Origin of the sequence: Tsukamurella tyrosinosolvens (genome assembly GCF_900104775.1) — a bacterium.
Lineage (GTDB): Bacteria > Actinomycetota > Actinomycetes > Mycobacteriales > Mycobacteriaceae > Tsukamurella > Tsukamurella tyrosinosolvens.
In genome coordinates this window covers 3,165,089-3,189,958 of record NZ_FNSA01000003.1, presented here as the reverse complement: position 1 = coordinate 3,189,958, position 24,870 = coordinate 3,165,089, and the positions used below count along the sequence as shown (strand labels likewise).

Sequence of the window (24,870 nt, the reverse complement as noted above, 5' to 3'; positions counted from 1 at the left end):
GGCTGGGCGGGGCTATCGCAGGAGGTAGGGCATGTTGACGGTGACGGCGCCGGTCGGGCAGCGCGCGGCGCAGGGCCCGCAGTACCAGCACTCGTCGACGTACATGTGGGCGCGGTTGGTGCTCGGGTCGAGCGCGAGCGAGTCGAGGGGGCAGGCCTCGATGCAGATGTTGCAGCCCTCGATGCAGAGGGAGGCGTCGATGGTGACGGGGACGTCGACGCGCTGTTCGACCTGTGCCATGGGTGTGTTCCTCCGTGTCGGGGGCGGTCAGTCGCGGTGCAGGGTGCCGCGCAGGGTGATCCGGTCGGATCGGATGCGGATGTACTCGAGGTCGACGGGGCGGCCGCCCTCGAGGTGGGTGAGGCGCTCGTAGAGCAGGAGCGGCGAGCCGGTGGCGATCTCCAGGTTCGCGGCGGTGTGCGGATCGGCCGCCGCGGCGGTCAGGCAGTAGTCGCTGGTGCCGAGGCGATGCCCCGTGACGGCCTCGATCAGCGGGAAGACGTCCTCGTTCTCGAGGTCCTGCTCCAGAAGCAGGTCGCCGACATCGGAGACCAGGTAGGTGAGGTCCAGGCTGATGGGCTCGTCGTCCAGGTAGCGCAGCCGCTCCAGGTACACGGCCTCCTCGCCGCGCGGGATGCCGAGCTTCTCGGCGACGATCGGGGGCGGCACGAGCCGGGTGGCGGTCCGCACGCGATTACGGACCTCGCCGTGCAGCGAGAGGGTCTCGCGGAGCCCGCGCAGGCTGTCGAGCCCGTGGTCGACGGTGCGGGCGATGACCTCGGTACCCACACGTGGGCCGCGGCGGATCCAACCCTCGTCGCGCAGGATCGACAGGGCCTCGCGGACGGTGCCCCGGGAGACGGAGAACTGGGCGCCGAGGTCGTCCTCGCCGGGCAGGGTCCCGCGGTAGGTGCCGTCGTGGATCGCCTGGCGCAGGACGTCGGCGACGATGCGCGCGGAGTCGGCGCGGATCGGGCGGTCGGTCGCTGGCATGCGGCAACGATAGGAACAGGTCGGCCGGGTCCGGCCGACCTCGGGAGGGTGCCTCGGCGAAGGACCGGCGTCGGCGCGGGATTCCGCCGGTCGGCCCGCGCTCGCGGGGGCTCCGAACTGGGACTTCCCGGCGGTGGGCCGCTATTGCGCCACCCGCCGGAGCGCGCCGCGGATTTGAATCTCGGTGATCGACTGGTTCGGCGTCCGGGCCCTCGTGGGCGCTCGGACGGTCGTCAGAGCTCCTTGGCGAACCAGTGTTGCGCGTACGGGTTGTCGTTGTACCGCTCGATCTCGCGGTAGCCGAGCTTCCGGTACAGCGCTATCGCCTCGGTGAGCGCGCCATTGGTGTCCAGCCGCAGGGCGCGCACGCCCGCGGCGCGGGCGCGGTCCTCCAGGTCGGCCATGAGTCGCTGGCCGAGACCGAGACCGCGGACCGAGGGCGCAGCCCAGACGCGCTTGACCTCGGCGAACCCGTCGTCCTGGAACGTGAGCGCGCCGCAGCCGACGGTCTCCTCGCGGAGCGTCGCGACGAGCAGCAGCCCCGCGGGCGGGGTGATCGACGCGTCCCTGATCGCGCCGCCGACGCCCGGATCGAAGCCGTCCTGGAGCCGAGCCCCGAGTTCGGCGTAGTACTCGCGCGCCGCGAATCGTCCGGCGGGCGACTGCGCGTCCGCCTCCTCGACCCGCACCAGCGAGGCGACGAGCAGCCGCTCCACCTCGGCCATCGCCGCGACGAGCCGCCCCCGCTGGCCCGCAGAAAGGGGATCGAGCAGCGCGTGCGCGGCGTCCTCGGACCGGGACTCGAGCTCGGCGTACTCCGCGGCGCCCGCGGCGGTGACCCGCGCGGTCCGGACCCGGCCGTCACCGTCGTCCTGCTCGACGGTGACCAGACCGTCCGCCTCGAGCGCGCGCAGGAGCCGGCTGAGGTATCCCGAGTCGAGGTCGAGGCGGGCGCGCAGGTCGCGGACGTCCGCGCCGCCGCCGGTGCGGCCGATCTCCCACAGCAGCCGGGCCTGCCCCAGCGGCCGGTCCCGCGCGAGGTAGCGGTCCTGCAGCACGCCCAGCCGCTGTGTGACCGCCCGATTGAACCGCCGTACCTGCGCGACATCCTCCGTCATATCTCTGACCTTAGTCAGAGATATGACCGCGGGGCAACGGTCGAGCGAGAACTGCGTACCGTGGTCGGCGTGCGCTACCAACCACTCGGACCCAGCGGCCTCATCGTCTCCACACTCGGCGTGGGCTGCAACGCCTTCGGTCGCCGAATCGACCAGCGCGCCACCGACGAAGTGGTCAACGCGGCCATCGACGCGGGCATCACCCTCTTCGACACCGCCGACAGCTACGGCTCCGGTGCGAGCGAGGAACTGCTCGGGCGCGCGCTCGTATCGCGCCGCGACCAGGTGGTCGTCGCGACGAAGTTCGGCATGGACACGCAGGGCCTCTACGGCGAGGACCACGGCGTCCGCGCGAGCCGCACCTACATCCACAAGGCGGTCGAGGGCAGCCTGCGCCGCCTCGGCACCGACTACATCGACCTCTATCAGCTGCACACGCCCGACCGGATCACGCCGCTGGAGGAGACGCTCGAGACCCTCGCCGATCTGGTGACGGCGGGCAAGGTCCGCTACATCGGCTGCTCGAACTTCACCGCCTGGGAGGTCGTAGGCGCCGACTGGCTCGCCGAGACCCTGGGGACGCCGCACTTCATCACCGCCCAGAACGAGTACTCGCTCTACAACCGCAGCGCCGAGACGGAACTCGTGCCGGCGCTCGAGAGCGTGGGCATGAGCCTGCTCCCGTACTTCCCCCTGGCTTACGGACTGCTCACCGGGAAGTACCGGCGCGACCAGGCTGCGCCCGAGGGCACGCGCCTCGCGCAGGAGACGCACCGGCTCGAGGGCGCCGACTTCGACGTCATCGAGGGCCTGCAGGCGTTCGCGGACGACCGCGGCGTCTCGCTCCTCGAGGTCGCGATCGGCGGACTCGCGGCGCAGCCCGCCGTCGGGTCGGTGATCTCCGGCGTCAGCCGCGCCGAGCAGATCGCCGCCAACGTCGCGGCCGTCGCTTGGGAGCCCACCCTCGAGGACCTCGCCGCGATCGACGAGATCGTCTCCGCCCGCCCCACCGGGTACACCACCTTCGCGTTCTGACCCCGGAGGTTTCGGCCCGCACGTAGCCTGACGGGCATGTTCGTGAATCTGGGCGTACGCGACTTCCTCGACCGGGCCGAGATCGTCTATCCGGACCGCATCGGCATGGTCGACGAGCCGGACCAGCCGGCCCCGTCGTGGGGCGCGAAGACCTACGCCGAGATGGCGGCCCTGGCCCGCGGGCAGGCCGCGCGGCTCGACGAGCTGGGCGTGCCCGTCGGCGGTCGCGTCGCGATCGTCTCGCAGAACGCCGCGCGCCTGCTGACCTCGTTCTACGGCGTCTCCGGGTGGGGCCGCGTCCTGGTGCCGGTGAACTTTCGGCTCGCGCCCGCCGAGGTCGAGTACATCGTCGAGGACTCGGGCGCCGACGTCCTCCTGCTCGACCCCGAGGTGGAGCACCTCGCCGAGACAGTGCGGGCGAAGCACGTCTTCGTCCTCGGCCGCGACGACGAGAAGATCTTCGGGCCGGCGGGCGCACCGTCGGATCCCACGCCGTGGGCCGGCGACGAGAACGCCACCGCCACCATCAACTACACCTCCGGGACCACCGCCCGCCCCAAGGGCGTGCAGCTCACGCACCGCAACCTCTGGCTCAACGCGACGGTCTTCGGGCTGCACGTCGCGCTCACCGACAACGACGTCCTGCTGCACACCCTGCCGATGTTCCACGCCAACGGCTGGGGCATGCCCTTCGCCGCCACCGGGGTCGGCATCAAGCACGTGGTCCTCCGCAAGGTCGACGGGGCCGAGATCCTCTGCCGCGTCCGGGATCAGGGCGTGACGATCATGTGTGCCGCGCCCGCCGTGGTCACCGCGGCGCTCGACGCCGCCGCGGAGTGGGACGGCCCGATCCCGGGCGCCGGGACCGTGCGCGTCATCTGCGCGGGCGCGCCGCCGCCCACGCGCGTGATCCACCGGGTGCGCTTCGAGTTGGGCTGGGAGTTCATCCAGATCTACGGGCTCACCGAGACCTCGCCGTTGATCACGGTCAACCGGGAGCGCGCCGAGTGGGCCGGCGACGACCCGATGGAGGTCGCCCGACGGCTCGGTCGCGCCGGCGCCCCGGCGCTGGGCGTCACCCTGAAGATCGACGAGGACGGCGAGATCCTCACCCGCACCAATCACGCGCTCACCGCGTACTGGAACAAGCCGGCCGAGACCGCCGCGGCGCTCGAGGGCGACTGGTTCCACACCGGGGACCGGGGCACCTTCGAGGACGGTTACCTCACGATCGCCGACCGGAAGAAGGACGTGATCATCTCGGGTGGCGAGAACGTCACGTCGATCGAGGTCGAGGACGCGCTGGCGCTGCACCCCGCGGTGCGCGAGGTCGCAGTGATCGGCATCCCCGACGAGAAGTGGGGCGAGCTGGTCACCGCGATCGTCGTCGCCGACGGGGTGACCGCCGAGGAGCTCATCGCGCACACCCGCGAGCACCTGGCCGGCTACAAGTGCCCGAAGCGCATCGACTTCGTCGACGCGCTGCCGCGGACCGCCACCGGGAAGATCCAGAAGTTCGTGCTCCGCGCCCCGTTCTGGGACGCGTTGGAGCGCAAGGTGAACTGACTCAGGCGTGCCAGGCGCGGTCGCCGATGTTCTCGATCATCCGCTGCAGGGTCCGGATCGTGGTGATGAAGTCCTCGTCGGAGACGCCCGCGCGGATCTGCGCGAGGGTGGCGCGGATGTCCGGCCAGGTCTCGTCGCGCCGCCGCTGTCCGGCCGGACTGACGGTGAGCGCACCGTCGGCGTCGTCGAGCAGTCCCGTCGCCACCAGGCAGGCGACGTCGGGGCGCAGCGCGTCGTCGGTGTCGACGAAGCCGCGGTGGTACTCGACCACCTCGTCCATGCCGACGCTGGCGGGGCGGTCGGCGATGTAGTTCAGGGCCCACCACTGCGGCTGGGTCAGTCCGTGGCGCTCGAGCGTGGCGCGGATGAAGGTGACGGCGGACCGTCCGGTCATGCTGGCCCAGTAGCCGATCGGTTGCCCCAGGATGCGGTCGTCCGTGTAGCTCTCCATGCCCCGACGCTATTTCCTCGACGACGGTTGAGGTCAAGGCCTTCCCGGGGGTTCGCGCACCGTCGGGCGGCGCGAGGTGCGAGGATGGACCCCAATATGTAGAACACGTTCTATTGATGGAGGTTGCGGTGTTCGAGTGGTCCGACGAAGACCTGATGGTGCGCGACGCCCTGCGGGCGTTCATCGACAAGGAGGTGCGCCCCCACGTCGACGAGCTGGAGACCGGCGCGCTGCCGCCGTACGACATCACCCGCACGATGCTCCAGACCTTCGGCATCGACCAGGTCAACCGCGAAAACCTGGAGGCCGAGCTGGCCGCCGAGGAGGCAGGGGAGAAGCCCAAGGCCGGCGGCTCCAGCACGCTCAGCTCGTCGATGTTCCTCATCCTCAACGTCGAGATGGCGGGCGTCAGCCTCGGCCTCATCGGCTCGATGGGCGTCTCGATGGGCCTGACGGTGTCCACCATCAAGTCCCGCGGCACCCTCGCGCAGAAGAAGCGCTGGCTGCCCGAGCTGGTCACCATGGAGAAGGTGGGCGCGTGGGCGATCACCGAGCCCGACAGCGGCTCCGACGCCCTCGGTGGCATGAAGACGACGGTGCGCCGTGACGGCTCCGGCGGTTACATCCTCAAGGGGCAGAAGACCTTCATCACCAACGGCCCGCACGCCGACACGATCGTGGTCTTCGCCAAGCTCGACGAGGGCGACGGGACGCCGCTGCGCGACCGCAAGGTGCTCACCTTCGTGCTGGACACGGGCATGGAGGGCCTCACGCAGGGCAAGGCGTTCAAGAAGATGGGCATGATGAGCTCGCCCACCGGCGAGCTGTTCTTCGACGACGTGCGCCTCGGCCCCGACCGGCTGCTCGGCGAGACCGAGGAGACGCCGGGCGGCGGCGGGGCCTCCGCGAAGGCGGGCTTCACCGCCGAGCGGATCGGCATCGCGGCGCTGAGCCTGGGCATCATCAACGAGGCGCAGCGCCTGTCGATCGACTACGCGCGCTCGCGCACCCTCTGGGGCCAGGAGATCGGGAAGTTCCAGCTCATCCAGCTCAAGCTCGCCGAGATGGAGATCGCGCGGATCAACGTGCAGAACATGCTGTTCACCGCCATCGAGGCTTCGCGGGCCGGCAAGCCGCCGACGCTGGCGCAGGCCTCGGCCATGAAGCTGTACAGCTCGCGCGCCGCGACCGAGGTGGCGATGGAGGCCGTGCAGCTCTTCGGCGGCAACGGCTACATGGCGGAGTACCGGGTGGAGCAGCTCGCGCGCGACGCGAAGTCGCTGATGATCTACGCCGGCAGCAACGAGATCCAGGTGACGCACGTGGCGAAGGGGCTGTTGCGCGGCGAATGACGGTTAGCGCGACCGATACGCGGTCTTAACGCGACAAGCGTTGCCCCGCTCGGTGGTTCGGTTCGATACTCGATGGATCACGCTGCACCGATCCGCCGAGAAGGAACCGCATCATGTACGCATTCGCCCGTCGTCTGCACGCCCGCTGGACGATGACGCCGCAGGAGCGCCACAACCTCCGGCTGGCGAGCACACCGCTCGCCGTCGTCTCGGCGTCCCTCGGGTGCCATCCCCGGCATCGCTGACCTCGCCGTCGCCGACCCGTACGACGAAACCGGCCTGCCCTCGCTGAGCGAGAGCAGGCCGGTTCGTGATTCAGAGCGTGATCTTCGGCGATCAGGGGATGGTGATGACCTGGCCCACGTTGATCAGATCCGGGTTCGCGATGCCGTTGAGCTGCGCGATCTCGGTGTAGCGGTTGCCGTCGCCCAGGTACTGCTCGGCGATGGCCCACAGGGTGTCGCCGGAGACGACGGTGTGGGTGCGCGGCGCGGGAGCGGCCGGCGCCTCGGCGGCGACGGGCTCGGGCTCCGGGGCGGCCTGACGGGCCGGGGCGGGCTGGTCGGTGGCCGTGTTGGAGGCCCACTTGTCGGCGTCGCCGGCGTAGACGACGAGGTTGCGGTCGTCCTGCAGGACGATGCGGTCGGCACCGGTGCCCTCGGTCTGGGTCGACCAGACGCCCTCACCCGCACCGTTGTAGAGAACGAAGTTGCCGTCGGTCTGGAAGTTCGCCCGCTCGACGCCCTTGCCGTCCGTGGCGCTGGCCCACACCACGGTGCCGGCGCCCTCGGTGAGCACGAGGTTGCCATCGCTCTGCAGGGTCAGCGTGTAGCCGCCGTTGAGGGAGTCCAGGGTCTCCCCGAGGCCGAGCTGGTTACCTGCGCGAAGCACGTCGGTCATGTGTATCCCCTTAGTAGATGTACTCGGTGTACATGCGGCGCGCGGGTGCGCGCCCGAGTAGACAATAGCGATCCCATCCGACATTTTGGCGAATGGGAATCATGGAGTCGGCAAAATCGTTGGAGGGGGTATGGCGACAGTTGAATTGACCGCAGACAAGTTCGATCAGACCGTGACCGGCAACGATATCGTGCTGGTCGACTTCTGGGCGTCGTGGTGCGGCCCCTGCCGCGCGTTCGCGCCCACCTTTGAGAAGGCATCCGAGACCCATCCCGATGTGGTTTTCGCCAAGGTGGACACCGAGGCCGAGCAGAGCCTCGCTGCCGCCGCGAACATCCGCTCGATCCCCACGCTAATGGTCTTCAAGAAGGGCAATCTCGTGTACAACGAGGCTGGCGCGCTCCCGCCCGCCGCGCTCGAGGACCTCATCGGCCAGGCCCGCGCGCTCGACATCGAGCAGGCCGACGTCAGCGGCGCCGGCGAGAAGCCGGCGGAGTAACCGCCCGCGCCAGGCGCCGGCGCAGCCCCCACGGCGCCGCCCCGAACGCCGCAGCCATCGCTGCGGCGTTCGCGGTCGTCCCGGACCCCGGCGCCAGAAACGCCCGGACGTGCCGGTCCGGGAGCCCGAAGAAGACCTCGAAGAAGGCCCGCTGCTCCGCCGCGGACATGCCCAGGAGCGCGCGCAGCGCCGCCGCCCGCAGCCGGTGCGCAGCCACCGCGTCGGTGCTCATCGGATTCCGGCCGGTGCTCAGCGCCGAGACGGCGTCCTCGGCGAAAGCCAGCGATCCCGCCACCGAATAGCCCGTCGCCGGGTGCAGCGTGGTGCCGCGCACCCCGACCCCGCACCAGCCCCGCCCGCGGCGCGGTCCGGGCGCGAGCAACGCGAAGTCCACCCGCTCGTGCAGCGCGCCCGCCGCGACGCCGCGCGCCGCGAGCCGGGCCCGGAGCCGCACCTCCAGTTCGTCGACGGTGACCGCTGGCGCCCCCGCGAGGCAGGTCTCCTCCACCAGCACCGCGTCGCCCGTCACCCGCACGGCGTAGAGGAACGACGCCGCCGCGTCGGCCGCGACACCCGGCGCCGGCCGCCAGTCCATCCACAGCTCCTCGTGCGCGCCCGCCGGGACCAGCACTCCGGCCGCCGTCTGCCGCGGCACGTCGACCGGATCCGACGGTGCCGGCCCCCGCGCGTCGATCACGAACGCCGCGCCGTGACCGTCGCGGCCGGCCCGCTCGGCGCGGACGTCCACCCCGTCGAGCGGCATCGCGTCCTGCAGGGCGTCGACGTCGAGCACTGCGTAGTCGCGGCGCAGGTCGTGCCGGGTCCGCGCGATGACCTGCGGCGTCGAGACGGCCGCGACCACGTCGGCGGGGAGCCACGACGGCAGCTCGTCGGCCCAGAGTCCGAAGGTGCGCCGCCACCGAGTGTCCGGCGCGGGATCGAAGGCCCGCACCCGCAGGCCCGCCGCCGCCGCCCGGTGCGCGACCGCGCGGCCCGCCGGCCCGAGGCCGACCACCACCACGTCCGGTGCGCTCACAACACCGCCCCGAGCAGGGCGAGCTGCGTGCGGTTAGCGCAGTCCAGCCGGGTCATGAGTGCCGAGACGTAGCCCTTCACGGTGGACTCGGCGAGGAACAGGCGCGCAGCGATCTCCGCGTTCGAGGCGCCGGTCGCCAGTTCCCGCAGCACGTCGCGGTCCCGCTCGCCCAGGGCGTCGACGCGCGGGTCGCGGCGCGGCCGGTCGCCGGCGAGGCGGACGAGGCGCGCCAGTGCGTCGGGCGAGAGCAGCGAGCCGCCCGTCGCCGCGGTGCGCACCGCCGACGCCAGCAGCGCCGGCTCGGCCGTCTTCACCACGAACCCCGCCGCACCCGCGGCCAGCCCGTCGACCAGCACCGCATCGGTGTCCAGCGTGGTGATGAGCACGACCGCCACCGGCGGATCGAGCTCCCGCAGCGCCCGGGTCGCGACGATTCCGTCGACGCCGGGCATGCGCACGTCGAGTAGCGCGACCTGCGGCGCGTGCGCGATGCCCGCCTCCACCGCGGCCGCGCCGTCGGCGGCCGTCGCGACCACGTCGAGGTCCGGCTCGGCCGACAGCACGGTCCGCAGGTACTCCCGCACGAGCGGGTCGTCATCGGCCACCAGCACGCGCACCGTCGTCATCGGGCGGCCGCCGGGAACTCGGCCTGCAGCGTCCAGCCACCGTCGGGCGCGGGGCCGTGGCGGAGCGTCCCCCCGACGAGCGCGGTGCGGGCGGCCAGACCACGCAGGCCCGTGCCGCTGCCGGTCGCGGCGAGCGCGGGGTCGGGCGCCGCCGATGGATTGTGCACGCGGACGCCGCGGCCGGTGACCTCCACGTCGACGGGGGCGCCCGCGGCGTGCTTGCGCGCGTTCGCGAGCCCCTCCTCGAGCACGCGGGCCAGGCAGTCGGCGGTCGCGCGGGGGAGCGGCACGGCGACCGCACCGGCCAGGTCGACGTGCTGGCCCGCGTCCCGGGCCCGGCCCACCGCCTCGGCGATGGCGTCGTCGACCTCGGCGGAGGCGACGATGCCGTCGGTCGCCAGCGGCACCGAGGGCGCCTCGGCCGTCCGCAGCCCGACGACCACGCGCCGCAGGTCGGCGAGCGCGGCCTGCGCGTCCTCCTCGATCCCCGGCTGGCCCGCCGCGCGGGCCGCCAGCACGATCCGGGTCAGGCGTGCGGTCGCGAGGTCGTGCAGCTGCGCCGCGAGAGTGAGCCGCTCGTCGGCCCGCGCCTGCCGCGCCGCGAGAGCGTGCCGCTCCCGCTGGGTCACGCGCAGCCGTATCCCGAGGCCCACCGTCGTGCCGCCGAGCACCGGCGCGAGGGAGCCGAGCGCGCCCCACACCGAGTGCGACGACACCGCCACCGTCGCCGCGAAGACCACGAACGGCGCGAAGGCGATCGCCGCTTCGCGCCGGTCCCGCGCGGTCTGCGCCGCCGCCGACGAGACGAGCGAGGCCGCCACCGCGACCCAGAACGCCGCGCCCGACGCGGTCGCCTCCGCCCACGGACCCAGCACGAGGTAGCAGCCCGCCGCTGCGACCACCGGCGCCGCGAACACGGGCCGCAGAACGCCGACCGCGGCGGACGCGGCGAGCATCGCCGCCGCGCCCGCCCACAGGCCGGTGCCGCGCAGGGTCGGGAACAGCGCCATCACCAGAGCGACGGTGCCGGCCGCCGACACCCCGAGCAGCGCCGCGTGGGCGCCTCGGGTGCGGGGGCCGGGTTCGAAGGACATGCAGCCATCGTAGGGAGCTGCCCGACGGTGCCGATACCTCCTTTCGTCGGTCGACGCGCCGCCGAACGGCGCTACCGGCGCCGCACGCGATCCGGGAGCGTCGAAGCCATGACATCCCAGGTCATCGCCCCCGACACTCCCTCCGCCGAGACCGGCGACGTGCTGCCGCGCCTCGCGCGACTGCCGCTCGCCCTCATCGGCGGCGTCGTGCTCGCCGTGATGCTGATCGGCAGCCGCAACTACGGCTACTTCTTCGACGAGGCCTACTTCGTCGTCGCCGGGCGGGAGCACCCCGCCGCCGGCTACTTCGACCAACCGCCGCTCGTGCCGCTCCTCGCGGCGGGGCTCGACCACCTGGCGCACGGGAACCTCGTAGTGCTGCGGCTGCCGGCGGCGCTCGCCGTCGTCGCCATCACCCTGCTGGCGGGACTCCTCGCCCGCGAGCTCGGCGGCCGCACCGGGGCGCAGGCCTTCGCCGCGGCGGCCGTCGCGATGTCGCTGGTGAGCTCCGTCGGGCACTGGCTCGCGACGTACTCGCTCGACCCGCTGTGGTGGACGGTGATCCTGTACCTGCTTGTCCGTTGGGTGCGCACTCGCGACGACCGGCTGCTGCTCCTCGCCGGCGCGGTGACGGCGCTGTCGCTGCTCACCAAGTTCCTCGTGCCCGCGCTGTGGATCGCCATCGTGCTCGGTGCCCTCGCCTGCGGACCCCGCCGGCTGGTGACCCGCCCGGCGCTGTGGGCCGGCGCCGCCCTCGCCGTCGTCGCCGTCGCGCCCACGCTCTGGTGGCAGGCGGGGCACGACTGGGCGTACACGCGGATGGGCGCCGTCGTCCGGGCCGAGTGGCCCGGCGGAGCAGGGTTCGCGCTCGTCGGGCTGTTCGGCGCGGGCCTCCTGATCGGGCTGCCGCTGCTCCTGGCCGGGGTCGTCGCACTGCTGCGCTCGCGCGACCTGCGCCCGTATCGCTTCCTCGGCGTCGCGCTGGTGCTGGTCGTCGCCGCGATCGTGCTCACCCACGGCCGCGCCTACTACCTGGCCTCGGTGTACGCCCTGCCGATGGCCGCGGGCGCCGTCGTCGCCGAACGGTGGCTCGCGCGCCGCGGACGCCGGGCCCACGGCGTGCTCCGCGCGATCGCGGTCCTCGCGCTACTCGGCTCCGCCGCCAGCTGGATCGCGGCCTCGCCGGTGTGGACGCCCGCGATGGCCGAGCGGATCGGGACGCCGCCGCTGCGCGCGCCCGCCACCATGCTCGTCGACGGCGACACCCTGCTGCAGAAGCTGTCCGGGACGGTCGTCGCCGCCTACCGGACGCTCCCGCCCGCGGAGCGCGACGGCACCGTCATCGTCGCCGAGAGCTACCCCTTGGCCGCCGCCGTCGACTTCTTCGGCCGCGACGAGGGCCTGCCCCGCGCGTACAGCGGGCATCGCGCGTACTACTACTTCGGCCGGCCGCCGGCCGACGCCCGCGCGGTGCTCTGGATCGGCGACCCGTCGCCCGTGCTCGACGGGGCCTTCGCGCACCGTCGGGCCGTGCCCGCCCCGGGGGACACGGGCGATCCCGTGGTGCAGCTCTACACGGGACGCACCGTCGCCTGGCCCGAGCTGTGGGAGCGGCTGCGCTCGCAGTGACGCCCCGCGTCGGCGGTCAGTAGGGTGACGGGCGTGATCCTCGCGAGCATCCCGAGTCCCGCGCAGGGCGTCTGGCACCTCGGGCCCGTCCCGATCCGTGCGTACGCGCTGTGCATCATCGTCGGCATCGTCGTCGCCTGCTGGTGGGGCGACCGCCGCTGGGTGGCCCGCGGCGGCAAGCCCGGCCAGGTCCTCGACGTGGCGGTGTGGGCCGTCCCGTTCGGCCTCATCGGCGGCCGGCTCTACCACGTGATGACCGACTTCAGCACCTACTTCGGCCCGAACGGCCGCGGCCTCGGCGCCGTATTCCGCATCTGGGACGGCGGCCTCGGCATCTGGGGCGCCGTCGCCCTCGGCGGCGTCGGCGCCGCCATCGGCTGCCGGAAGATGGGCATCAAACTCGGCCCCTTCGCCGATGCGATCGCCCCCGCGATCATCGTCGCCCAGGCCATCGGCCGGCTCGGCAACTGGTTCAACCAGGAGCTCTACGGCGCTCCCACGACCCTGCCCTGGGGCCTCGAGATCTACGAACGCGCCAACGACGTGGGCCAGCGCGGCCCCGACGTGCTCGACGGGCACAGCACCGGCGTCGTCCTGTCCGTCGTGCAGCCGACGTTCCTCTACGAACTCGTCTGGAACCTGCTGGTCGCGGCCTTCCTCGTGATCGTCGACCGCCGCTTCCGCATCGGCCACGGCCGCCTCTTCGCGCTCTACGTCGCGGGCTACTGCCTGGGCCGGTTCTTCATCGAGATCATGCGCGACGATCACGCGACCCTGATCTTCGGCGTCCGGATCAACGTGTTCACCGCCGCGCTCGTCTTCGCCGGCGCCGTCGCCTACTTCCTCCTCGCCCCGAAGGGGCGCGAGGACTCCGTCTTCCTCGACGAGTCGGCCGCGGCACCGTCGGAAACCGGCACCGAGCAGGACGGATCGACGGAGACCGACGCTCCCGTCGCCCTGGAGAAGGCCGACGACGCCGCCGGGACGGAGGCTGATGTTCGCCCGATGGATACCGGCGGGTTGCCGGGAGACTCCACATCGCGGAATAAGGAGGACTAACGTGGACGCCGTGACTCGTCGAACCAAGATCGTCTGCACCCTGGGCCCCGCTGTCGGAACCGATGAGAAGGTTCTTGCTCTCGTGGAGGAGGGCATGGATGTTGCGCGCCTGAATTTCAGCCACGGTGAGCACGCCGATCACGGTGTGAACTATGAGCGTGTGCGTGCCGCCTCCGACAAGACCGGCCGGGCGGTGGGGATCCTGGCGGACCTGCAGGGCCCGAAGATCCGGCTGGGCCGGTTCGCCGGCGACGGCCGCACCGTGTGGGAGACGGGCGAGACGGTGCGGATCACCGTCGATGATGTGGTCGGTACGCATGATCGGGTCTCGACCACCTATAAGGAGTTGGCGCAGGACGCCCGCCCCGGCGACCGGCTGCTGGTCGACGACGGCAAGGTCGGGCTGACGGTGACGTCGGTCGATGGCAATGACGTGGTGTGTGAGGTCACTGAGGGTGGCCCGGTGTCGAACAACAAGGGTGTGTCGCTGCCGGGGATGAACGTGTCGGTGCCGGCGCTCAGTGAGAAGGACATCGAGGATCTGGAGTTCGCGCTCGAATTGGGTGTGGATTTCATTGCTCTGTCGTTCGTGCGGTCGCCGGCGGATATCGAGCGGGTGCATGCGGTGATGGATCGGGTGGGCCGCCGCATTCCGGTGATCGCGAAGTTGGAGAAGCCGGAGGCGATCGAGAACCTCGAGGCCGTCATTCTCGCGTTCGATGCGGTGATGGTTGCGCGTGGTGATCTCGGTGTCGAGCTGCCGCTCGAGGAGGTGCCGCTGGTGCAGAAACGGGCGATCCAGATCGCCCGGGAGAACGCCAAGCCGGTGATCGTCGCCACGCAGATGCTGGAGTCGATGATCGAGAACAGCCGCCCCACCCGCGCCGAGGCCTCCGACGTCGCGAACGCCGTGCTCGACGGTGCGGATGCCGTGATGCTCTCCGGTGAGGTCTCGGTGGGCAAGTACCCGATCGAGACCGTGCGGACCATGGCCAAGATCGTGCAGGCCGTCGAGGACGGCGGACCGTCGGTGCCGCCGCTGAACCACGTCCCGCGCACCAAGCGCGGCATCATCTCCTACGCCGCCCGCGACATCGGCGAGCGGCTCAACGCCAAGGCGCTCGTCGCGTTCACCCAGTCGGGTGACACCGTGCGGCGCCTGGCCCGCCTGCACACCCGCCTGCCGCTGCTGGCGTTCACGCCGCTGCCCGAGGTCCGCAGCCAGCTCGCCCTGTCCTGGGGCACCGAGACCTTCCTGGTCGACGGTGCCGACAGCACCGACGCCATGATCAAACAGGTCGACCACTCGCTCGAGGGCATCGGCCGCTACTCCAAGGGCGATCAGGTCGTCATCGTCGCCGGTGCGCCCCCCGGGACCATCGGCTCGACCAACCTGATCCAGGTGCACCGGATCGGCGAGGACGACCACTGACATACGCTCGTCGTATGACGGAGACACTCACCGATTTCGACGAGTTCCTCGGCACCCTGGATCTCGCGGAGGCGGGGGAGGACCGCTACCTCGGTCGTCACCCCGCCAAGACCGCGTCCCGCACGTTCGGCGGGCAGATCCTCTCGCAGGCGATCGTGGCCTCGGGCAACACCGTTCCGGGGGCTCGGGATTCGCTGTTCCTGCACGCCGCGCACACGCACTTCATCAACGGCGGCGAGACGAACGCCGACCTGGAGTTCGTGGTGCGGCGACTGCGGGACACCCGCAACGTCGCGAACCGGCTGGTGTCGGTCGAGCAGGGCGGCACCGTGCTCGCCCTGATGCAGCTCGCCTACCAGACCGACGGCCGGAACCCGCTCGTGCACGGCGACCCCGCGCCCGAGGTTCCCGCCCCCGACGGGCTGCCGAACATCCAGGACACCCTTCAGGGCTACGAGGACGTCGTCACGATGTTCGTCGAGGCACCGCAGCCGATGGACATGCGGTTCACCAACGATCCGGCGTGGATCGCCAAGGGCAAGGGCCTGATCCAGGAGGACAACAACGTCTGGATCCGGACGGCCGGGCCCCTGCCGGACGATCAGGTCATCCACGACGCGGCCCTGGCCTACGCCTCGGACACCACGATCCTCGACTCGATCATCACCCGGCACGGTCTGTCCTGGGGATTCGACCGGATCATGGCGGTCACGCTCAACCAGTCGCTGTGGTTCCACCGCCGCGTCCGCTTCGATCAGTACAACCTGTACAGCTCGCATTCGACGGTGGCCGACGGCGGTCGCGGTATGTCGAACGGGCAATTCTTCGATTCGGAAGGCATTCTGGTAGCAAGCACCACCCAGGAGGGTGTGCTCAAGTACTTCCCGTCGAAGGGGGCGAAGTGACGAGCCAGGACACGCAGCAGCGTCCGATCCCGAACGTGCCGGAGGGCACGCCCGGCCGCGATTGGCGCGCGGAGCTGCCCGCGCCTCTGCCGCAGGGCTCGCAGCAGCCGTGGCGCCGCCACGGCCCCGGCTCCCGTACCTGGGTCGGCGTCCTCACCGCGGTCGTGCTCGTGATCATGGCGGTCGTGGGCATCTTCGCGGTCTCCTTCGGCTTCGCGACGACGGCCTTCGAGCGGGAGGGCGTCGTCGTGCTGACGCCGTCCGAGTACGTCGCGACGAGCAAGACCTGCTCCGGTGCGCGCGACGCCGCCGGCGTCCGCGAGGGATCCCGCATCGTCTTCCGGAACGGCTCCGACAGCTTCGACACGGAGCTCGGCGCGGGCGTGCTGCGCTCCGGCCGGTGCGTCTTCCCGTTCACGCTGTCGTCCGTGCACGCGGACCCCGACGTGAACTACGCGGTGACCGTCGGCGACGCCCAGGCCACTCCCGTCGCGGGTAGTGAGCTCGCCTCCACGTCGGGCACCCTCATGGTGTCCCTCGCGGGCTAGCGGCCGGTGACCGCTCTCGGCACGACGGTCCGCCGCGACTGGCAGCCCGTCGTCACGTACTCGCTGATCGCGGTCAACGTGATCGTCTTCGCGTTCAGCGCGAAGCAGACCGGCAGCATCGAGAACAACATGGCCTCCTACGAGGTCGCGCGGTTCGCGCTGTCCGAGCAGGCCACGCTCAACGGCTGGTGGTGGACGGCGGTGACCTCGGGGTTCCTCCACTTCGGGCCGATCCACCTGCTGGTCAACATGTTCACGCTGTACGTCTTCGGGCGTAACGTCGAGCAGGCGCTGGGCCGGGCACGGTTCGGCACTATCTACGCCGTCTCGCTGCTCGGCGGCAGCGCGGCCGTGCTGTGGTTCGGGCTGGAGAACACGATCACCGTGGGCGCCTCGGGCGCGATCTTCGGCCTCATCGGCGCGGAGTTGGTGCTCTACCTGAAGCTGAAGCTGAATCCGACGTCGCTGCTGGTGATCATCGGCGTCAACGTCGTCGCGTCGTTGACCCTGTCCGGCATCTCGTGGCTGGGCCACCTCGGCGGCTTCGTCACCGGCGTCCTCGTGACGGCGGGCTTCGTCTACGCGCCCGAGTTGCTCCCGAAGGACCGGCGCACGCGGCAGCAGGTCGAGGCACTCGGCTGGGCGTGCGCGGGCGTCATCGCGGCCGTCGTGGTCGCGGCGATCGCGGTCCGGTTCGGCACGTTCCCGGGCGCGCAGGTGTACTCCCTGCGGTGACCCGGGATCTGCCGGCGCGGTACGGCGGCGGCCGGGCTGTCAGTGGCCCCGGTTCATCTCCCGCAGCCGGGCGTTGTAGGCGGCCAGGGCGGCCTCGTCGTCGTCGATGTCGACGTCCTCATCGCCCTCGCCCATGAGCTGGCCGCGGCGCGCGGAATCGAGCCAGGAGCCCATCCCGCCGCCGCGCTTCCCGGTGGCCTCCGCGGTGATCCACTGGAAGGCCACGACGAGCAGCAGGATCATCATGAGCCCGTCGCCGCCGAACCACATGATGGCGCCGGCCGCCGACTGGTCCTCGAGCCCCGTCGGGCCCCAGCCCAGGCGCGACGCGGCGTAGCCGGGCGCCAGCTCGGTGGTGGTCATCATGAGCGTGACACCGACGAGGGTGTCCGGGCCCATGGCCAGCAGGAACGAGGCGAAGCGCAGCGGGTGCGACAGCTTGGTGGGGCCGCACAGCTCGTTGCCGATGAGCGGCAGCATGAAGATCCAGCCGACGACGAAGTAGCCGGTGTACTCGAGCTGCTTGAGCCACGGATTGTCCAGGGCGAGGTCCTGGAAGCCGGTGAGGTGCGTGCTGATCAGGGCGAACGCGTACAGCGGCAGGCCGACGATCGGGCTCGTGACCAGGCGGACGATCCGGTTGCCCAGGAAGGCGCGGACGCGGCGATCGCCGGCCTCGCCCGTCGCCGTCGCGAGCAGGCGGATCGGCTCCGCGAGCACGAGGAACATCGGCACCACCGTGATGAGCACGAGGTGCACCACCATGTGGGCCCAGAACAGGTGCTTGGCGAGCTCGGCCATGACGCTGTTGACGGAGAACACCAACAGCGCCATCGCGACGAACCACGACAGAACGCGGACGATCGGCCACGCGACTCCGGCGCGCCGCGCCCGCACCGTGCCGTACACGTAGAGAATGGAAGCGACGACCATGAGGCCCGTCACCACGGGGGTGAAGACCCACGTGTGGAGCACGTCCGGCGACTCGGTCGCCACTGCTGAGGGATACATCGCTGCCCGTTGTACCACCCCTGGGAAACTAATCCAACCGACGTGTAACAAAGCGCGGAGGATGATCGATGAAGGGACGAACGTCCCTGTCAGAACGCCTGGGTACCCGCCCCGGGCTCGAACGCACGGAGTAGAGATGCCGAAGGTCCCCGAGCCCACGCCTCAAGAGGTCCGCGACTTCCTCAGCCCGATCTCGCACTGGTCCCACCTCAAGGCCAATGCGGAGGAGCAGTACCGCAAGACGATCCTCGCCGCCTACGCCGCGCGGATCCCCATCGTGCACATCGCCCGCTACACGGGCACCTCGCCGCAGGCCGTGAAGAAGGTCATCGACCGTCAGAACGACAAGGCCGCCGGTGACGCGCCCGCGTTCCAGAACATGCCGCGCACCGGGTACTACCGGGGCCAGCAGCTTCCGCCGTCGCGGTCGGTGCGCGCGGTCTGACCGACCGTCAGGGCGCGCCCGCCGTATCGGTGGGTGTGCCCAGCGTGTCGATCACGAGGTGCGCGACGGTGCGCATGTCGGTACGGCGGTCCATCGCGGTCCGCTGGATCCATCGGAACGCCTCCGGTTCCGACACCCCGTGCGCCTGCATGAGGATGCTCTTCGCCCGGTCCACCAGCTTGCGGGTCTCGAGCTGGCCGGAGAGCGTCGTCACCTCCTTCTCGAGCGCCTTGAGCTCGGCGAACCGGCTGATGGCGATCTCGATCGCGGGCACCAGGTCGGCCTTCGTGAACGGCTTGACCAGGTAGGCCATCGCGCCCGCCTCGCGGGCCTTCTCGACGAACTCGCGCTGGCCGAACGCCGTCAGCATCACGACGGGGGCGATCCGCTCGCGGGCGATGTCCTGGGCGGCCTCCAGGCCGTTGCGGACCGGCATCTTCACGTCCATGATCACCAGGTCGGGCTGGAGCTCGCGAGCCTTCTCGAGGGCGACCTGGCCGTTCTCGGCCTCGCCGACCACGTCGTAGCCCTCCTCGCGGAGCATCTCGGAGAGGTCCATGCGGATGATCGCCTCGTCCTCGGCGACGAGCACGCGGTGCGGGGTGGGCTCGGTGTCCTTCATCAGGGGGTACGTTACCGGGCGGCGGAAATCGGGCCCGCCGCGCGCGGTACCGTAGGCCCATGAACGTATTGAGCCTGACTCAATTGCGCGAGCGCGCCGGCAACCTCTGGGCGTTGACTCTGGGGGAGGGAATCCGCCCCGTCGAGCGCACCCCGCACGTCGTCGTCGCCGACGGTGACCACCGCACCCTCCGCCGGTTCGCCACGGATCCCGACCGCGCCGCGGCCGCCGTGCCCGGCGCCGCACCGGTGCTGCTGGTGCCGCCGATCGCCGCGCCCGCCACCTGCTACGACCTCTCGCCCGAGACGTCCGTCGTCGCGCACCTCGCCGCGACGGGGCGCGTCCCCTACGTCATCGACTTCGGCGAGATGGGCTACGGCGACCGCGGTCTCGGCTTCGAGGACTTCGCCCTCGACATCATCCCGCAGGCCATCGCGCGCGCCCTGGATGACTTCTGGGGTGGGGACGTGCCCGACGGTGCCGGCGTCGACCTGTACGGCTGGAGCCTGGGCGGCACGCTGTCGTTCCTCACCGCCGGCGCGTCGACGGACTCCATCCGCTCGATCGTCTCCATCGCGACTCCACTGAAGTACGCCGCGCAGCCGCCGTACCCGCTGGTGACCTCTGTGATGAAGCCCGTGCGCGGCCTCGGCCCCGGCGCGCTGATCGCGCTCATGGGCGGCATTCCCGCGCCGATCGTGCAGGTGGCCTACCGCGCCACCTCGTGGGACCGGGAGCTGAAGAAGCCCAAGTTCGTGCTCCAGAATCTCGGCGAGCCCGAGAAGTTGGCCCGCATGGAGGTCATCGACCGGTTCCAGCGCACCTTCCCCGGGTACCCCGGCAAGCTGGCGACGCAGCTGTGGGAGCGGCTGATCTTCCGCGGCGAGCTGGCGGACGGTCACGTGACCCTGGGCGAGACCGTCGTGGATCTGCATTCCATCGACGTGCCCGTGCAGCTGTTCGGCTCGCACCGGGACGCCCTGTGCGCGTGGGAGACCGCGCGTCACGGCGTCGACCTGTTCACCGGTTCGCCCCGCGTCGAGTTCGCGACCGTCGAGTCCAGCCACCTCGGCCTCGTCGCCGGCCCCGACGCCGTCCGCGAGACCTGGCCCGTGATCGACGCCTTCCTCGCGTCCGTGGACGCCGAGTCCGAGGCCGCCGACCCCGCCCGGTAAGCTGGCTCGGCTGGCCGTCTCCGACGGTCCGCCGGACGCCCCCGTAGCCCAATTGGCAGAGGCAACGGATTCAAAACCCGTCCAGTGTGAGTTCGAGTCTCACCGGGGGCACCACATCGCCGCAGCTCAGAGCGGTATTCGCCACTGTTTGACCAGGCTCAGCTTCCCGCCAGTCCGCAGCTGGTCCGCAGCAGCATCGAACGAGTCGCTCACCCGGTCCAGATCGTCCGGGAACAGGTGCCCGTACCGATCCAGCGTCAGCGTCGCCGTCTTGTGGCCCAGGAGGGTTTGCAGCACCTTCACGTTCGCGCCGCCGCGGATCGCCAACGACGCGCAGGTGTGCCGCAGCTGGTGCGGTGTGAGCCCCTTCTCGCCGACCGTCGTCGCTGCCTTGTCGAACACCCATCGCACCTGCCCCTCGGTGAGCCACCCGCCCTCGCGGCCCGGGAACACCAGCTCGTCATCCTCGCGTCCGTCGAGCTCGGTCCTGAGTAGCGGCACCAGGAACTTCGGTACCGGCACTCGCCGCGTCGAGCTGTTCTTCGGGGCGCCCTCGACCTGTCCCTGCCCGGTCACGTACGTCACGGACTTGGCGACCGTGATCCGCCGGGCATCGAGGTCGACACGCCCGACCGTCAGTGCGATCGCCTCGCCGAAGCGGAGGCCGCAGTACGTCAGCACTAGAACGAACGTCCGGTACTCGCCGCACGCGACCGCCAGACGGTGCGCCTGCTCATGTGACAGGTATCGCTGCTCCACCTCGACCTTGCCTGGCAACTCCACGTCCTCGGCCGGGTTCGTAGCGATGTACCGGGCCTTGACCGAGAACCGCAGCACGGAACCGACGACCTGGTGGGTCTGAATCACGCGGGATGCGGACAGCCCGCGGCCGGCGAACCTGGTCGACCCGTCCGCGCTCAGCCCGGAGATCCACACCTGCATGTCGTCGAACCGGATGTCGCCCAGCGGCACGTCCCGCCAGCGGGGGAGCGCCACGGTGTCCAGAATGGACCGGTAACCGGCTACCGTCTTCGGCTTGCGGCTCGCCTTCGTCGCGATCCACTTCTCGGCGACCGCGCCGAACGTCTGCGCGGCCAGCTCCGGGTCCGTCCACGTCCCGGTCACCTGGTCGGAAACCTGCTGCTCTAGCCACCGTTGAGCGTCCTTCTTGAGCCCGAACGACTTCGTGCGCTCCCGGCCGTCGCCCGCTACGTAGCGGCCCATCCATCGAAGGCCCTTGCCATGGCGCGCGCTCGGCTGGCCGTCGGCCCGCGTCCACCGGTCCTCGACACCGGAGCGACGGTTGCGCTTCTGCATCACAAAATGTCGCCCTGCTCTACGAACGCGCTTGCGTCGCAATATCCGTCAGTGACGTAGCGCAATGTCTCGATGGTCTCATCGTCGATCAACTCCTGAGCCTCGGCGTCAAGCTCCTTCATCAGATCGCTGAGGCGTGCGAGCGCTGAGTCGAACGATTCGCTTGCCTCAACCGTGCGAGTCGCCGCTGCGTACGTGGCCTGATATTGCTGGACAATCGCTGCAGCCAACGACGCCGCCTCGGGTTTCGCCATCAGGGAGTCCAACGGCTGCATGAGGGCCTTAGCGATGAGTTTCGCCTCGCCCAGACGTGGTGCCCTGTCTCCGTCCTCGATTCGGGTGATGGTCGTTTGGTGAGCGTTCTCCCAACCGAGCCCCTCTAGCCACCGAAGTAGGTCGGCCTTCGACAACCCGAGAGCTTCGCGGGTGCGCTTCATGTTGGTCCCGAAGTTCTTGTCGATCGCATCCTCTTCACCCATAGCCACCATCATGACACGCCAATTCACAAAACACGGGGTTCGGGGGCACCAGACGTGAATCCCCGTGCTACTCTCATCCTGTGCGTTGCCACGCACACCTCGTGAATCCTTTGAGGGAGAACCTGAATGACCACTTCTAGCCTCGGAGCCCCCAGGGTGCTCCTGTCCGCCAAGCAGCTCGAGCAGCGCTACGGGATCAGCGTGAACACCTGGCGCTACTGGCGACAGTGCGGCACCGGACCCGCCGCCGTCGTACTCGGCAAGCGCAAGATCCTGTACGACGTCGATGTCGTCGAACGCTGGATCGCCGCTCGCAGCGAGCAGGAGACGGCGTGAACGTCTCCGACTTCCTCGAGGCCCCCCCACGCCTGCTGCATCTGCCGTGACCAGATCCCGAACTGGCCGATCGGCGCGAACATGCCCGACCCGATCGCGGCGGACGGCGAGTGCTGCGACTCATGCAACCGGCAGATCGTCATGCCGGCCAGGGAGGCAACCTCGTGAACCGCCCGCAGGAACAGCACTGCGACCTCGGCCTCGACCCCGATGCCGACCGCACCCCGGATATGAGACGAGCCCCGGCGGATGCCGCCGCCGAGGCCCAGATCAACGCAATCGCCAGCCAGCAGAAAGAGAAGATCATGACCAGTATCGCACGACCCGCGTTCCCCCGCACCGACCGAAGGGACACGCTGACCGAAATCCTGGCCGAGCACTACGGCCCCGAAGTACAGATCGTCGACGCGCCTCTCGAGTGGATGCCGATCAACCTGTTCCTGGAGAACATGGGCATCAGCACCACCGAATTCGTCGCCACCGCGCGCCTCATCGCGGAGATCACGACCTGCACGATCGGCGATGCGTCGAACCAGCTCGAGGCCATCGGAACCGCGATCGAGGTGATGAGCCGATGAGCGCCCTCGACAACCAGCGGGACTTCGACACTCAGCTCTACGACAAGCTAGGCGCGTTGCCCAGCGAGCCGGGTGAGTACTGGGCGGACGCGAAATCCGTGTGGATCGACGGTATCTACGCCGACTCCGACCACTACCGGCAGAACAGCAACACCATCGTCGCCGTGTCCCGGTTCGCGAGCAATGACCCCGGCTTCGGGGAGCCGGTCATCGAGCACGTCGTTCGGATAGAACGCAGCTACGAGCGGGAGAACCCACTCGAGATGACCCCCGAGGCCGCGGTGGTGCTTGGCCGACACCTGCTTGTTGCGGGAACTGCCGCGATCCGCGATCTTGCCGCTCACGCCAACTGGCTCGCCCATGAGCATCCGGAGGTCCCGAAGTGACCGGGCCCGCGGCCGCGGTCGCCGCATCCACCAACGTGGTCACCCTGCCGCACCACGATCGGATCAAGAAGGCGATCGAGAAGGTCATCGCCGCCGGCCAGCCGTTCGACGCCGACGCGATCCACGCCGCTCTGCCGAAGGCCACGCGGGAATGGCTGGACGAGCACCCGCAGGTGTTGGGCGGGTACGTGCAAGGCGTCGTGCATGACGGCCGCATTCGGTTCGTCGGCTGGACCGACTCGCGCCGCCGCCCCGGACGCCCCCAGCGCGTCTGGGACTGCCCGAGGAGGGAGAGCAAGTAGTGACCGACGCACGACTACCTGAGCGGTGGCTCATGGACCTGCGGATCGCCCGCGCGTCCGACGAGGCGTTCCGCTCGTACTGCCTCGCGCTCATGTGGTCGGTGTCCAACCGCACGGACGGGGTGCTGCTGCCCGACGACCTGAACCTGATCCCGGGGTTCCGGCGCGGCACCCCGTCCGAGCTGGTGGCCGCTGGCTTGTGGACGGCGCAGTCCAACGGCTGGCTCATCACCGACTTCGAGAACACCCAGACGACCCGCGCCCAGCTCGAGGCAGCCGACCGGGCGCGGGTCCACGAGAGGGAGAAGAAGCGACGGCAGCGTGAGGCCAAGCGCCAAGCGGATGCTGCAGGCCAAGTGTTGACCAGCACCGATCCTGTTGTCCCGGGGGACATCCCCGAGGGCGTCCCGACCTACAACACAGGACAGGCTAGGACAGGACAGGCATTTACTAGAGCGACTACTTCCAGCGCGCCCGATCGCTCACTGTCGCCGGTGCTTGACATCTCAGAGCTCCCCGCTGATCCCGATGCAGCAGCACGCGCTGCTGACGCCCTCATCGCCCGTGTGACGGGCAAGACCGCATAGCGGCTCGCTACCAAGTCGCTACCAAGTGCTTCCCGAAAGGAACCCCATGACTGAGTTCGACCCCCACAATCCGCCCGCTGAGGCGTTCATCGTCGACGAGCAGGGCATGCCCATCGGCCACATGGACATCGACAAGATCCAGTCCGACGCCGTGCTGTTCATGTACGACATCGCGTCGACCGCCGGCAACGACGCCGAGACCGACCGGGTATCTGCCGAGTGGGTGGGCAAGGTCGGGCCGCAGAGTTTCGGATACGTCGCGGCGGGCGCACTGTCCATGCTCGTGCGGCACATCCTCGGCCCGACGCTCGACACCTGCGAGCTCGCGGGCATCCACCTGCGTGATGGGCTGAGGGCTGCACGGGACGACGCTCACCGCGACCTCGGCGGTGCGCAGTGAGCGGCAGTCACCCGTGCTCGGTGCCCGGTTGCACCCAGAGCACCGCGTCCGTCACCACCTTGTGTGTCGAGCATCGCCCGTCGCCGCCCGTCACCCGCGACGGTGAGCGCATCTGGATCGGCACCGGCCTGTGCCTCGCACCCGCTGCGGCCCGAGACCTCGCCCTGGCCCTCGCAGACGTCTTGGAGGCCCCATGAGGCGCCCATGCCTCGGGTGCGGGGAGCTCATCGCCCGGGGAAACCGCTGCGGCCCGT

At 70.4% G+C, this 24,870-nt stretch carries 32 protein-coding genes and 1 tRNA gene; 21 read left to right on the top strand and 12 right to left on the bottom strand.

Annotated elements, in window-relative coordinates; translation table 11 throughout:
• Positions 1 to 12: 12 nt before the first annotated feature.
• The 3 genes from BLW32_RS17825 to BLW32_RS17815 form a co-directional block, all read right to left on the bottom strand.
• The gene (locus BLW32_RS17825) at positions 13 to 240 is read right to left on the bottom strand and encodes a 4Fe-4S dicluster domain-containing protein (protein WP_068520690.1); all 228 of its coding nucleotides are present in this window, start codon (positions 238 to 240) and stop codon (positions 13 to 15) included.
• Between the two features lie 27 nt (positions 241 to 267).
• Positions 268 to 993 carry a GntR family transcriptional regulator gene (locus BLW32_RS17820; RefSeq protein WP_068738957.1) on the bottom strand — a complete coding sequence of 242 codons (726 nt, stop codon included), beginning with the start codon at positions 991 to 993 and terminating at the stop codon, positions 268 to 270.
• A gap of 233 nt (positions 994 to 1,226) precedes the next feature.
• Positions 1,227 to 2,111 carry a bifunctional helix-turn-helix transcriptional regulator/GNAT family N-acetyltransferase gene (locus tag BLW32_RS17815; RefSeq protein ID WP_068738955.1) on the bottom strand — a complete coding sequence of 295 codons (885 nt, stop codon included), beginning with the start codon at positions 2,109 to 2,111 and terminating at the stop codon, positions 1,227 to 1,229.
• A gap of 69 nt (positions 2,112 to 2,180) precedes the next feature.
• Between BLW32_RS17815 and BLW32_RS17810 the strand changes: the two genes are divergently transcribed.
• Together BLW32_RS17810 and BLW32_RS17805 are read left to right on the top strand one after the other, a co-directional pair.
• Positions 2,181 to 3,146: an aldo/keto reductase gene (locus BLW32_RS17810; RefSeq protein WP_068739661.1), complete on the top strand. Its 966-nt coding sequence runs from the start codon at positions 2,181 to 2,183 to the stop codon at positions 3,144 to 3,146.
• A gap of 36 nt (positions 3,147 to 3,182) precedes the next feature.
• The gene (locus BLW32_RS17805; protein WP_068738954.1) at positions 3,183 to 4,712 is read left to right on the top strand and encodes an AMP-binding protein; all 1,530 of its coding nucleotides are present in this window, start codon (positions 3,183 to 3,185) and stop codon (positions 4,710 to 4,712) included.
• 1 nt (position 4,713) lies between these two features.
• Here the strand turns inward: BLW32_RS17805 and BLW32_RS17800 are convergent, their stop codons facing one another.
• Positions 4,714 to 5,163 (bottom strand): winged helix DNA-binding protein, encoded by a 450-nt coding sequence (locus tag BLW32_RS17800; RefSeq protein ID WP_068738952.1) that lies wholly within the window; start codon positions 5,161 to 5,163, stop codon positions 4,714 to 4,716.
• A gap of 128 nt (positions 5,164 to 5,291) precedes the next feature.
• Here BLW32_RS17800 and BLW32_RS17795 point away from each other — a divergent pair, with 128 nt between their 5' ends.
• Together BLW32_RS17795 and BLW32_RS28375 are read left to right on the top strand one after the other, a co-directional pair.
• The gene (locus BLW32_RS17795) at positions 5,292 to 6,515 is read left to right on the top strand and encodes an acyl-CoA dehydrogenase family protein (protein ID WP_068739659.1); all 1,224 of its coding nucleotides are present in this window, start codon (positions 5,292 to 5,294) and stop codon (positions 6,513 to 6,515) included.
• A gap of 113 nt (positions 6,516 to 6,628) precedes the next feature.
• Positions 6,629 to 6,760: a hypothetical protein gene (locus BLW32_RS28375; RefSeq protein WP_255304290.1), complete on the top strand. Its 132-nt coding sequence runs from the start codon at positions 6,629 to 6,631 to the stop codon at positions 6,758 to 6,760.
• Positions 6,761 to 6,851: 91 nt separating this feature from the next.
• On the opposite strand, the gene BLW32_RS17790 is transcribed toward BLW32_RS28375, so the two are convergent.
• Positions 6,852 to 7,415, bottom strand: a complete 564-nt coding sequence (locus BLW32_RS17790; protein WP_068520679.1) for a LysM peptidoglycan-binding domain-containing protein — start codon at positions 7,413 to 7,415, stop codon at positions 6,852 to 6,854.
• 130 nt (positions 7,416 to 7,545) lie between these two features.
• Between BLW32_RS17790 and trxA the strand changes: the two genes are divergently transcribed.
• A complete protein-coding gene (trxA, locus tag BLW32_RS17785) occupies positions 7,546 to 7,914 on the top strand; it encodes a thioredoxin (protein WP_068520677.1) in 369 nt (122 codons plus the stop codon).
• Here the strand turns inward: trxA and BLW32_RS17780 are convergent.
• From BLW32_RS17780 to BLW32_RS17770, 3 genes are read right to left on the bottom strand one after another with little or no spacing between them, the layout of a single operon-like run.
• The gene (locus tag BLW32_RS17780) at positions 7,883 to 8,950 is read right to left on the bottom strand and encodes a lycopene cyclase family protein (protein WP_074850680.1); all 1,068 of its coding nucleotides are present in this window, start codon (positions 8,948 to 8,950) and stop codon (positions 7,883 to 7,885) included. The two genes, trxA and BLW32_RS17780, sit on opposite strands and share 32 nt — an antisense overlap.
• Positions 8,947 to 9,576 carry a response regulator transcription factor gene (locus BLW32_RS17775; RefSeq protein WP_068738948.1) on the bottom strand — a complete coding sequence of 210 codons (630 nt, stop codon included), beginning with the start codon at positions 9,574 to 9,576 and terminating at the stop codon, positions 8,947 to 8,949. The genes BLW32_RS17780 and BLW32_RS17775 overlap by 4 nt, the downstream gene beginning before the upstream one ends.
• The gene (locus BLW32_RS17770; RefSeq protein WP_068738946.1) at positions 9,573 to 10,670 is read right to left on the bottom strand and encodes a sensor histidine kinase; all 1,098 of its coding nucleotides are present in this window, start codon (positions 10,668 to 10,670) and stop codon (positions 9,573 to 9,575) included. Before BLW32_RS17770 ends, BLW32_RS17775 begins: the two co-directional genes overlap by 4 nt.
• Positions 10,671 to 10,778: 108 nt before the next feature.
• On the opposite strand from BLW32_RS17770, the gene BLW32_RS17765 reads away from it, so the two are divergent.
• Genes BLW32_RS17765 through BLW32_RS17740 form a run of 6 tightly spaced genes read left to right on the top strand, consistent with a single transcriptional unit; the run spans position 10,779 to position 16,978 of the window.
• A complete protein-coding gene (locus tag BLW32_RS17765; protein ID WP_068738944.1) occupies positions 10,779 to 12,299 on the top strand; it encodes an ArnT family glycosyltransferase in 1,521 nt (506 codons plus the stop codon).
• Between the two features lie 33 nt (positions 12,300 to 12,332).
• Entirely contained in the window at positions 12,333 to 13,358 is a 1,026-nt protein-coding gene (gene lgt, locus BLW32_RS17760; RefSeq protein ID WP_082791176.1) for a prolipoprotein diacylglyceryl transferase, read from the top strand.
• A 10-nt stretch (positions 13,359 to 13,368) separates the two neighbouring features.
• Entirely contained in the window at positions 13,369 to 14,790 is a 1,422-nt protein-coding gene (gene pyk, locus BLW32_RS17755; RefSeq protein WP_068739657.1) for a pyruvate kinase, read from the top strand.
• A 14-nt stretch (positions 14,791 to 14,804) separates the two neighbouring features.
• On the top strand, positions 14,805 to 15,695 hold the full coding sequence (locus tag BLW32_RS17750) for an acyl-CoA thioesterase (protein ID WP_068738942.1): 891 nt from the start codon (positions 14,805 to 14,807) through the stop codon (positions 15,693 to 15,695).
• The gene (locus tag BLW32_RS17745; RefSeq protein ID WP_068520664.1) at positions 15,692 to 16,243 is read left to right on the top strand and encodes a hypothetical protein; all 552 of its coding nucleotides are present in this window, start codon (positions 15,692 to 15,694) and stop codon (positions 16,241 to 16,243) included. Before BLW32_RS17750 ends, BLW32_RS17745 begins: the two co-directional genes overlap by 4 nt.
• Before the next feature lie 6 nt (positions 16,244 to 16,249).
• On the top strand, positions 16,250 to 16,978 hold the full coding sequence (locus BLW32_RS17740; protein WP_068738940.1) for a rhomboid family intramembrane serine protease: 729 nt from the start codon (positions 16,250 to 16,252) through the stop codon (positions 16,976 to 16,978).
• A gap of 39 nt (positions 16,979 to 17,017) precedes the next feature.
• Here the strand turns inward: BLW32_RS17740 and BLW32_RS17735 are convergent, their stop codons facing one another.
• On the bottom strand, positions 17,018 to 17,989 hold the full coding sequence (locus BLW32_RS17735) for a cytochrome c oxidase assembly protein (RefSeq protein ID WP_082791143.1): 972 nt from the start codon (positions 17,987 to 17,989) through the stop codon (positions 17,018 to 17,020).
• A gap of 136 nt (positions 17,990 to 18,125) precedes the next feature.
• On the opposite strand from BLW32_RS17735, the gene BLW32_RS17730 reads away from it, so the two are divergent.
• Positions 18,126 to 18,434: a helix-turn-helix domain-containing protein gene (locus tag BLW32_RS17730; RefSeq protein ID WP_068520658.1), complete on the top strand. Its 309-nt coding sequence runs from the start codon at positions 18,126 to 18,128 to the stop codon at positions 18,432 to 18,434.
• A 7-nt stretch (positions 18,435 to 18,441) separates the two neighbouring features.
• Here BLW32_RS17730 and BLW32_RS17725 read toward each other — a convergent pair whose 3' ends face one another.
• Positions 18,442 to 19,056: an ANTAR domain-containing response regulator gene (locus BLW32_RS17725; RefSeq protein WP_068520656.1), complete on the bottom strand. Its 615-nt coding sequence runs from the start codon at positions 19,054 to 19,056 to the stop codon at positions 18,442 to 18,444.
• A gap of 59 nt (positions 19,057 to 19,115) precedes the next feature.
• Here BLW32_RS17725 and BLW32_RS17720 point away from each other — a divergent pair, with 59 nt between their 5' ends.
• Entirely contained in the window at positions 19,116 to 20,231 is a 1,116-nt protein-coding gene (locus tag BLW32_RS17720) for an alpha/beta hydrolase (RefSeq protein ID WP_068738938.1), read from the top strand.
• A 37-nt stretch (positions 20,232 to 20,268) separates the two neighbouring features.
• Positions 20,269 to 20,345: transfer RNA gene (locus BLW32_RS17715), tRNA-Leu, on the top strand.
• 12 nt (positions 20,346 to 20,357) lie between these two features.
• On the opposite strand, the gene BLW32_RS17710 is transcribed toward BLW32_RS17715, so the two are convergent.
• Both BLW32_RS17710 and BLW32_RS17705 read right to left on the bottom strand, forming a co-directional pair.
• Positions 20,358 to 21,548: a tyrosine-type recombinase/integrase gene (locus BLW32_RS17710; RefSeq protein ID WP_074850675.1), complete on the bottom strand. Its 1,191-nt coding sequence runs from the start codon at positions 21,546 to 21,548 to the stop codon at positions 20,358 to 20,360.
• Positions 21,548 to 22,027 carry a helix-turn-helix domain-containing protein gene (locus tag BLW32_RS17705; RefSeq protein WP_139286256.1) on the bottom strand — a complete coding sequence of 160 codons (480 nt, stop codon included), beginning with the start codon at positions 22,025 to 22,027 and terminating at the stop codon, positions 21,548 to 21,550. Before BLW32_RS17705 ends, BLW32_RS17710 begins: the two co-directional genes overlap by 1 nt.
• Before the next feature lie 126 nt (positions 22,028 to 22,153).
• On the opposite strand from BLW32_RS17705, the gene BLW32_RS17700 reads away from it, so the two are divergent.
• The 7 genes from BLW32_RS17700 to BLW32_RS17670 all read left to right on the top strand — a co-directional run bounded on the left by BLW32_RS17700 (position 22,154) and on the right by BLW32_RS17670 (position 24,813).
• Positions 22,154 to 22,363: a helix-turn-helix transcriptional regulator gene (locus BLW32_RS17700; RefSeq protein ID WP_068738936.1), complete on the top strand. Its 210-nt coding sequence runs from the start codon at positions 22,154 to 22,156 to the stop codon at positions 22,361 to 22,363.
• A 164-nt stretch (positions 22,364 to 22,527) separates the two neighbouring features.
• Complete coding sequence (locus BLW32_RS17695; RefSeq protein WP_068738935.1) at positions 22,528 to 22,941, top strand: hypothetical protein; 414 nt, start codon at positions 22,528 to 22,530, stop codon at positions 22,939 to 22,941.
• Positions 22,938 to 23,327: a hypothetical protein gene (locus tag BLW32_RS17690; protein WP_068738934.1), complete on the top strand. Its 390-nt coding sequence runs from the start codon at positions 22,938 to 22,940 to the stop codon at positions 23,325 to 23,327. The genes BLW32_RS17695 and BLW32_RS17690 overlap by 4 nt, the downstream gene beginning before the upstream one ends.
• Positions 23,324 to 23,629: a hypothetical protein gene (locus tag BLW32_RS17685; RefSeq protein ID WP_068738933.1), complete on the top strand. Its 306-nt coding sequence runs from the start codon at positions 23,324 to 23,326 to the stop codon at positions 23,627 to 23,629. The genes BLW32_RS17690 and BLW32_RS17685 overlap by 4 nt, the downstream gene beginning before the upstream one ends.
• Positions 23,629 to 24,216 carry a hypothetical protein gene (locus BLW32_RS27225; protein WP_139286255.1) on the top strand — a complete coding sequence of 196 codons (588 nt, stop codon included), beginning with the start codon at positions 23,629 to 23,631 and terminating at the stop codon, positions 24,214 to 24,216. Before BLW32_RS17685 ends, BLW32_RS27225 begins: the two co-directional genes overlap by 1 nt.
• A gap of 46 nt (positions 24,217 to 24,262) precedes the next feature.
• Entirely contained in the window at positions 24,263 to 24,616 is a 354-nt protein-coding gene (locus BLW32_RS17675; protein WP_068738931.1) for a hypothetical protein, read from the top strand.
• Positions 24,613 to 24,813, top strand: a complete 201-nt coding sequence (locus BLW32_RS17670) for a hypothetical protein (protein ID WP_074850674.1) — start codon at positions 24,613 to 24,615, stop codon at positions 24,811 to 24,813. Before BLW32_RS17675 ends, BLW32_RS17670 begins: the two co-directional genes overlap by 4 nt.
• Positions 24,814 to 24,870 lie beyond the last annotated feature (57 nt).

Bases quoted from the DNA above. Each gene is read 5' to 3' on its own strand.
- BLW32_RS17815 (WP_068738955.1), bottom strand. From the start codon at position 2,111: ATGACGGAGGATGTCGCGCAGGTACGGCGGTTCAATCGGGCGGTCACA.
- BLW32_RS17770 (WP_068738946.1), bottom strand. From the start codon at position 10,670: ATGTCCTTCGAACCCGGCCCCCGCACCCGAGGCGCCCACGCGGCGCTG.
- BLW32_RS28375 (WP_255304290.1), top strand. From the start codon at position 6,629: ATGTACGCATTCGCCCGTCGTCTGCACGCCCGCTGGACGATGACGCCG.
- BLW32_RS17725 (WP_068520656.1), bottom strand. From the start codon at position 19,056: ATGAAGGACACCGAGCCCACCCCGCACCGCGTGCTCGTCGCCGAGGAC.
- BLW32_RS17690 (WP_068738934.1), top strand. From the start codon at position 22,938: ATGAGCGCCCTCGACAACCAGCGGGACTTCGACACTCAGCTCTACGAC.
- BLW32_RS17750 (WP_068738942.1), top strand. From the start codon at position 14,805: ATGACGGAGACACTCACCGATTTCGACGAGTTCCTCGGCACCCTGGAT.
- BLW32_RS17735 (WP_082791143.1), bottom strand. From the start codon at position 17,989: ATGTATCCCTCAGCAGTGGCGACCGAGTCGCCGGACGTGCTCCACACG.
- BLW32_RS17805 (WP_068738954.1), top strand. From the start codon at position 3,183: ATGTTCGTGAATCTGGGCGTACGCGACTTCCTCGACCGGGCCGAGATC.
- BLW32_RS17730 (WP_068520658.1), top strand. From the start codon at position 18,126: ATGCCGAAGGTCCCCGAGCCCACGCCTCAAGAGGTCCGCGACTTCCTC.
- BLW32_RS17710 (WP_074850675.1), bottom strand. From the start codon at position 21,548: ATGCAGAAGCGCAACCGTCGCTCCGGTGTCGAGGACCGGTGGACGCGG.
- BLW32_RS17765 (WP_068738944.1), top strand. From the start codon at position 10,779: ATGACATCCCAGGTCATCGCCCCCGACACTCCCTCCGCCGAGACCGGC.
- BLW32_RS17825 (WP_068520690.1), bottom strand. From the start codon at position 240: ATGGCACAGGTCGAACAGCGCGTCGACGTCCCCGTCACCATCGACGCC.
- BLW32_RS17720 (WP_068738938.1), top strand. From the start codon at position 19,116: ATGAACGTATTGAGCCTGACTCAATTGCGCGAGCGCGCCGGCAACCTC.
- BLW32_RS17820 (WP_068738957.1), bottom strand. From the start codon at position 993: ATGCCAGCGACCGACCGCCCGATCCGCGCCGACTCCGCGCGCATCGTC.
- BLW32_RS17800 (WP_068738952.1), bottom strand. From the start codon at position 5,163: ATGGAGAGCTACACGGACGACCGCATCCTGGGGCAACCGATCGGCTAC.
- BLW32_RS17775 (WP_068738948.1), bottom strand. From the start codon at position 9,576: ATGACGACGGTGCGCGTGCTGGTGGCCGATGACGACCCGCTCGTGCGG.
- BLW32_RS17700 (WP_068738936.1), top strand. From the start codon at position 22,154: ATGACCACTTCTAGCCTCGGAGCCCCCAGGGTGCTCCTGTCCGCCAAG.
- BLW32_RS17705 (WP_139286256.1), bottom strand. From the start codon at position 22,027: ATGGGTGAAGAGGATGCGATCGACAAGAACTTCGGGACCAACATGAAG.
- BLW32_RS17675 (WP_068738931.1), top strand. From the start codon at position 24,263: ATGACTGAGTTCGACCCCCACAATCCGCCCGCTGAGGCGTTCATCGTC.
- trxA (WP_068520677.1), top strand. From the start codon at position 7,546: ATGGCGACAGTTGAATTGACCGCAGACAAGTTCGATCAGACCGTGACC.
- BLW32_RS17790 (WP_068520679.1), bottom strand. From the start codon at position 7,415: ATGACCGACGTGCTTCGCGCAGGTAACCAGCTCGGCCTCGGGGAGACC.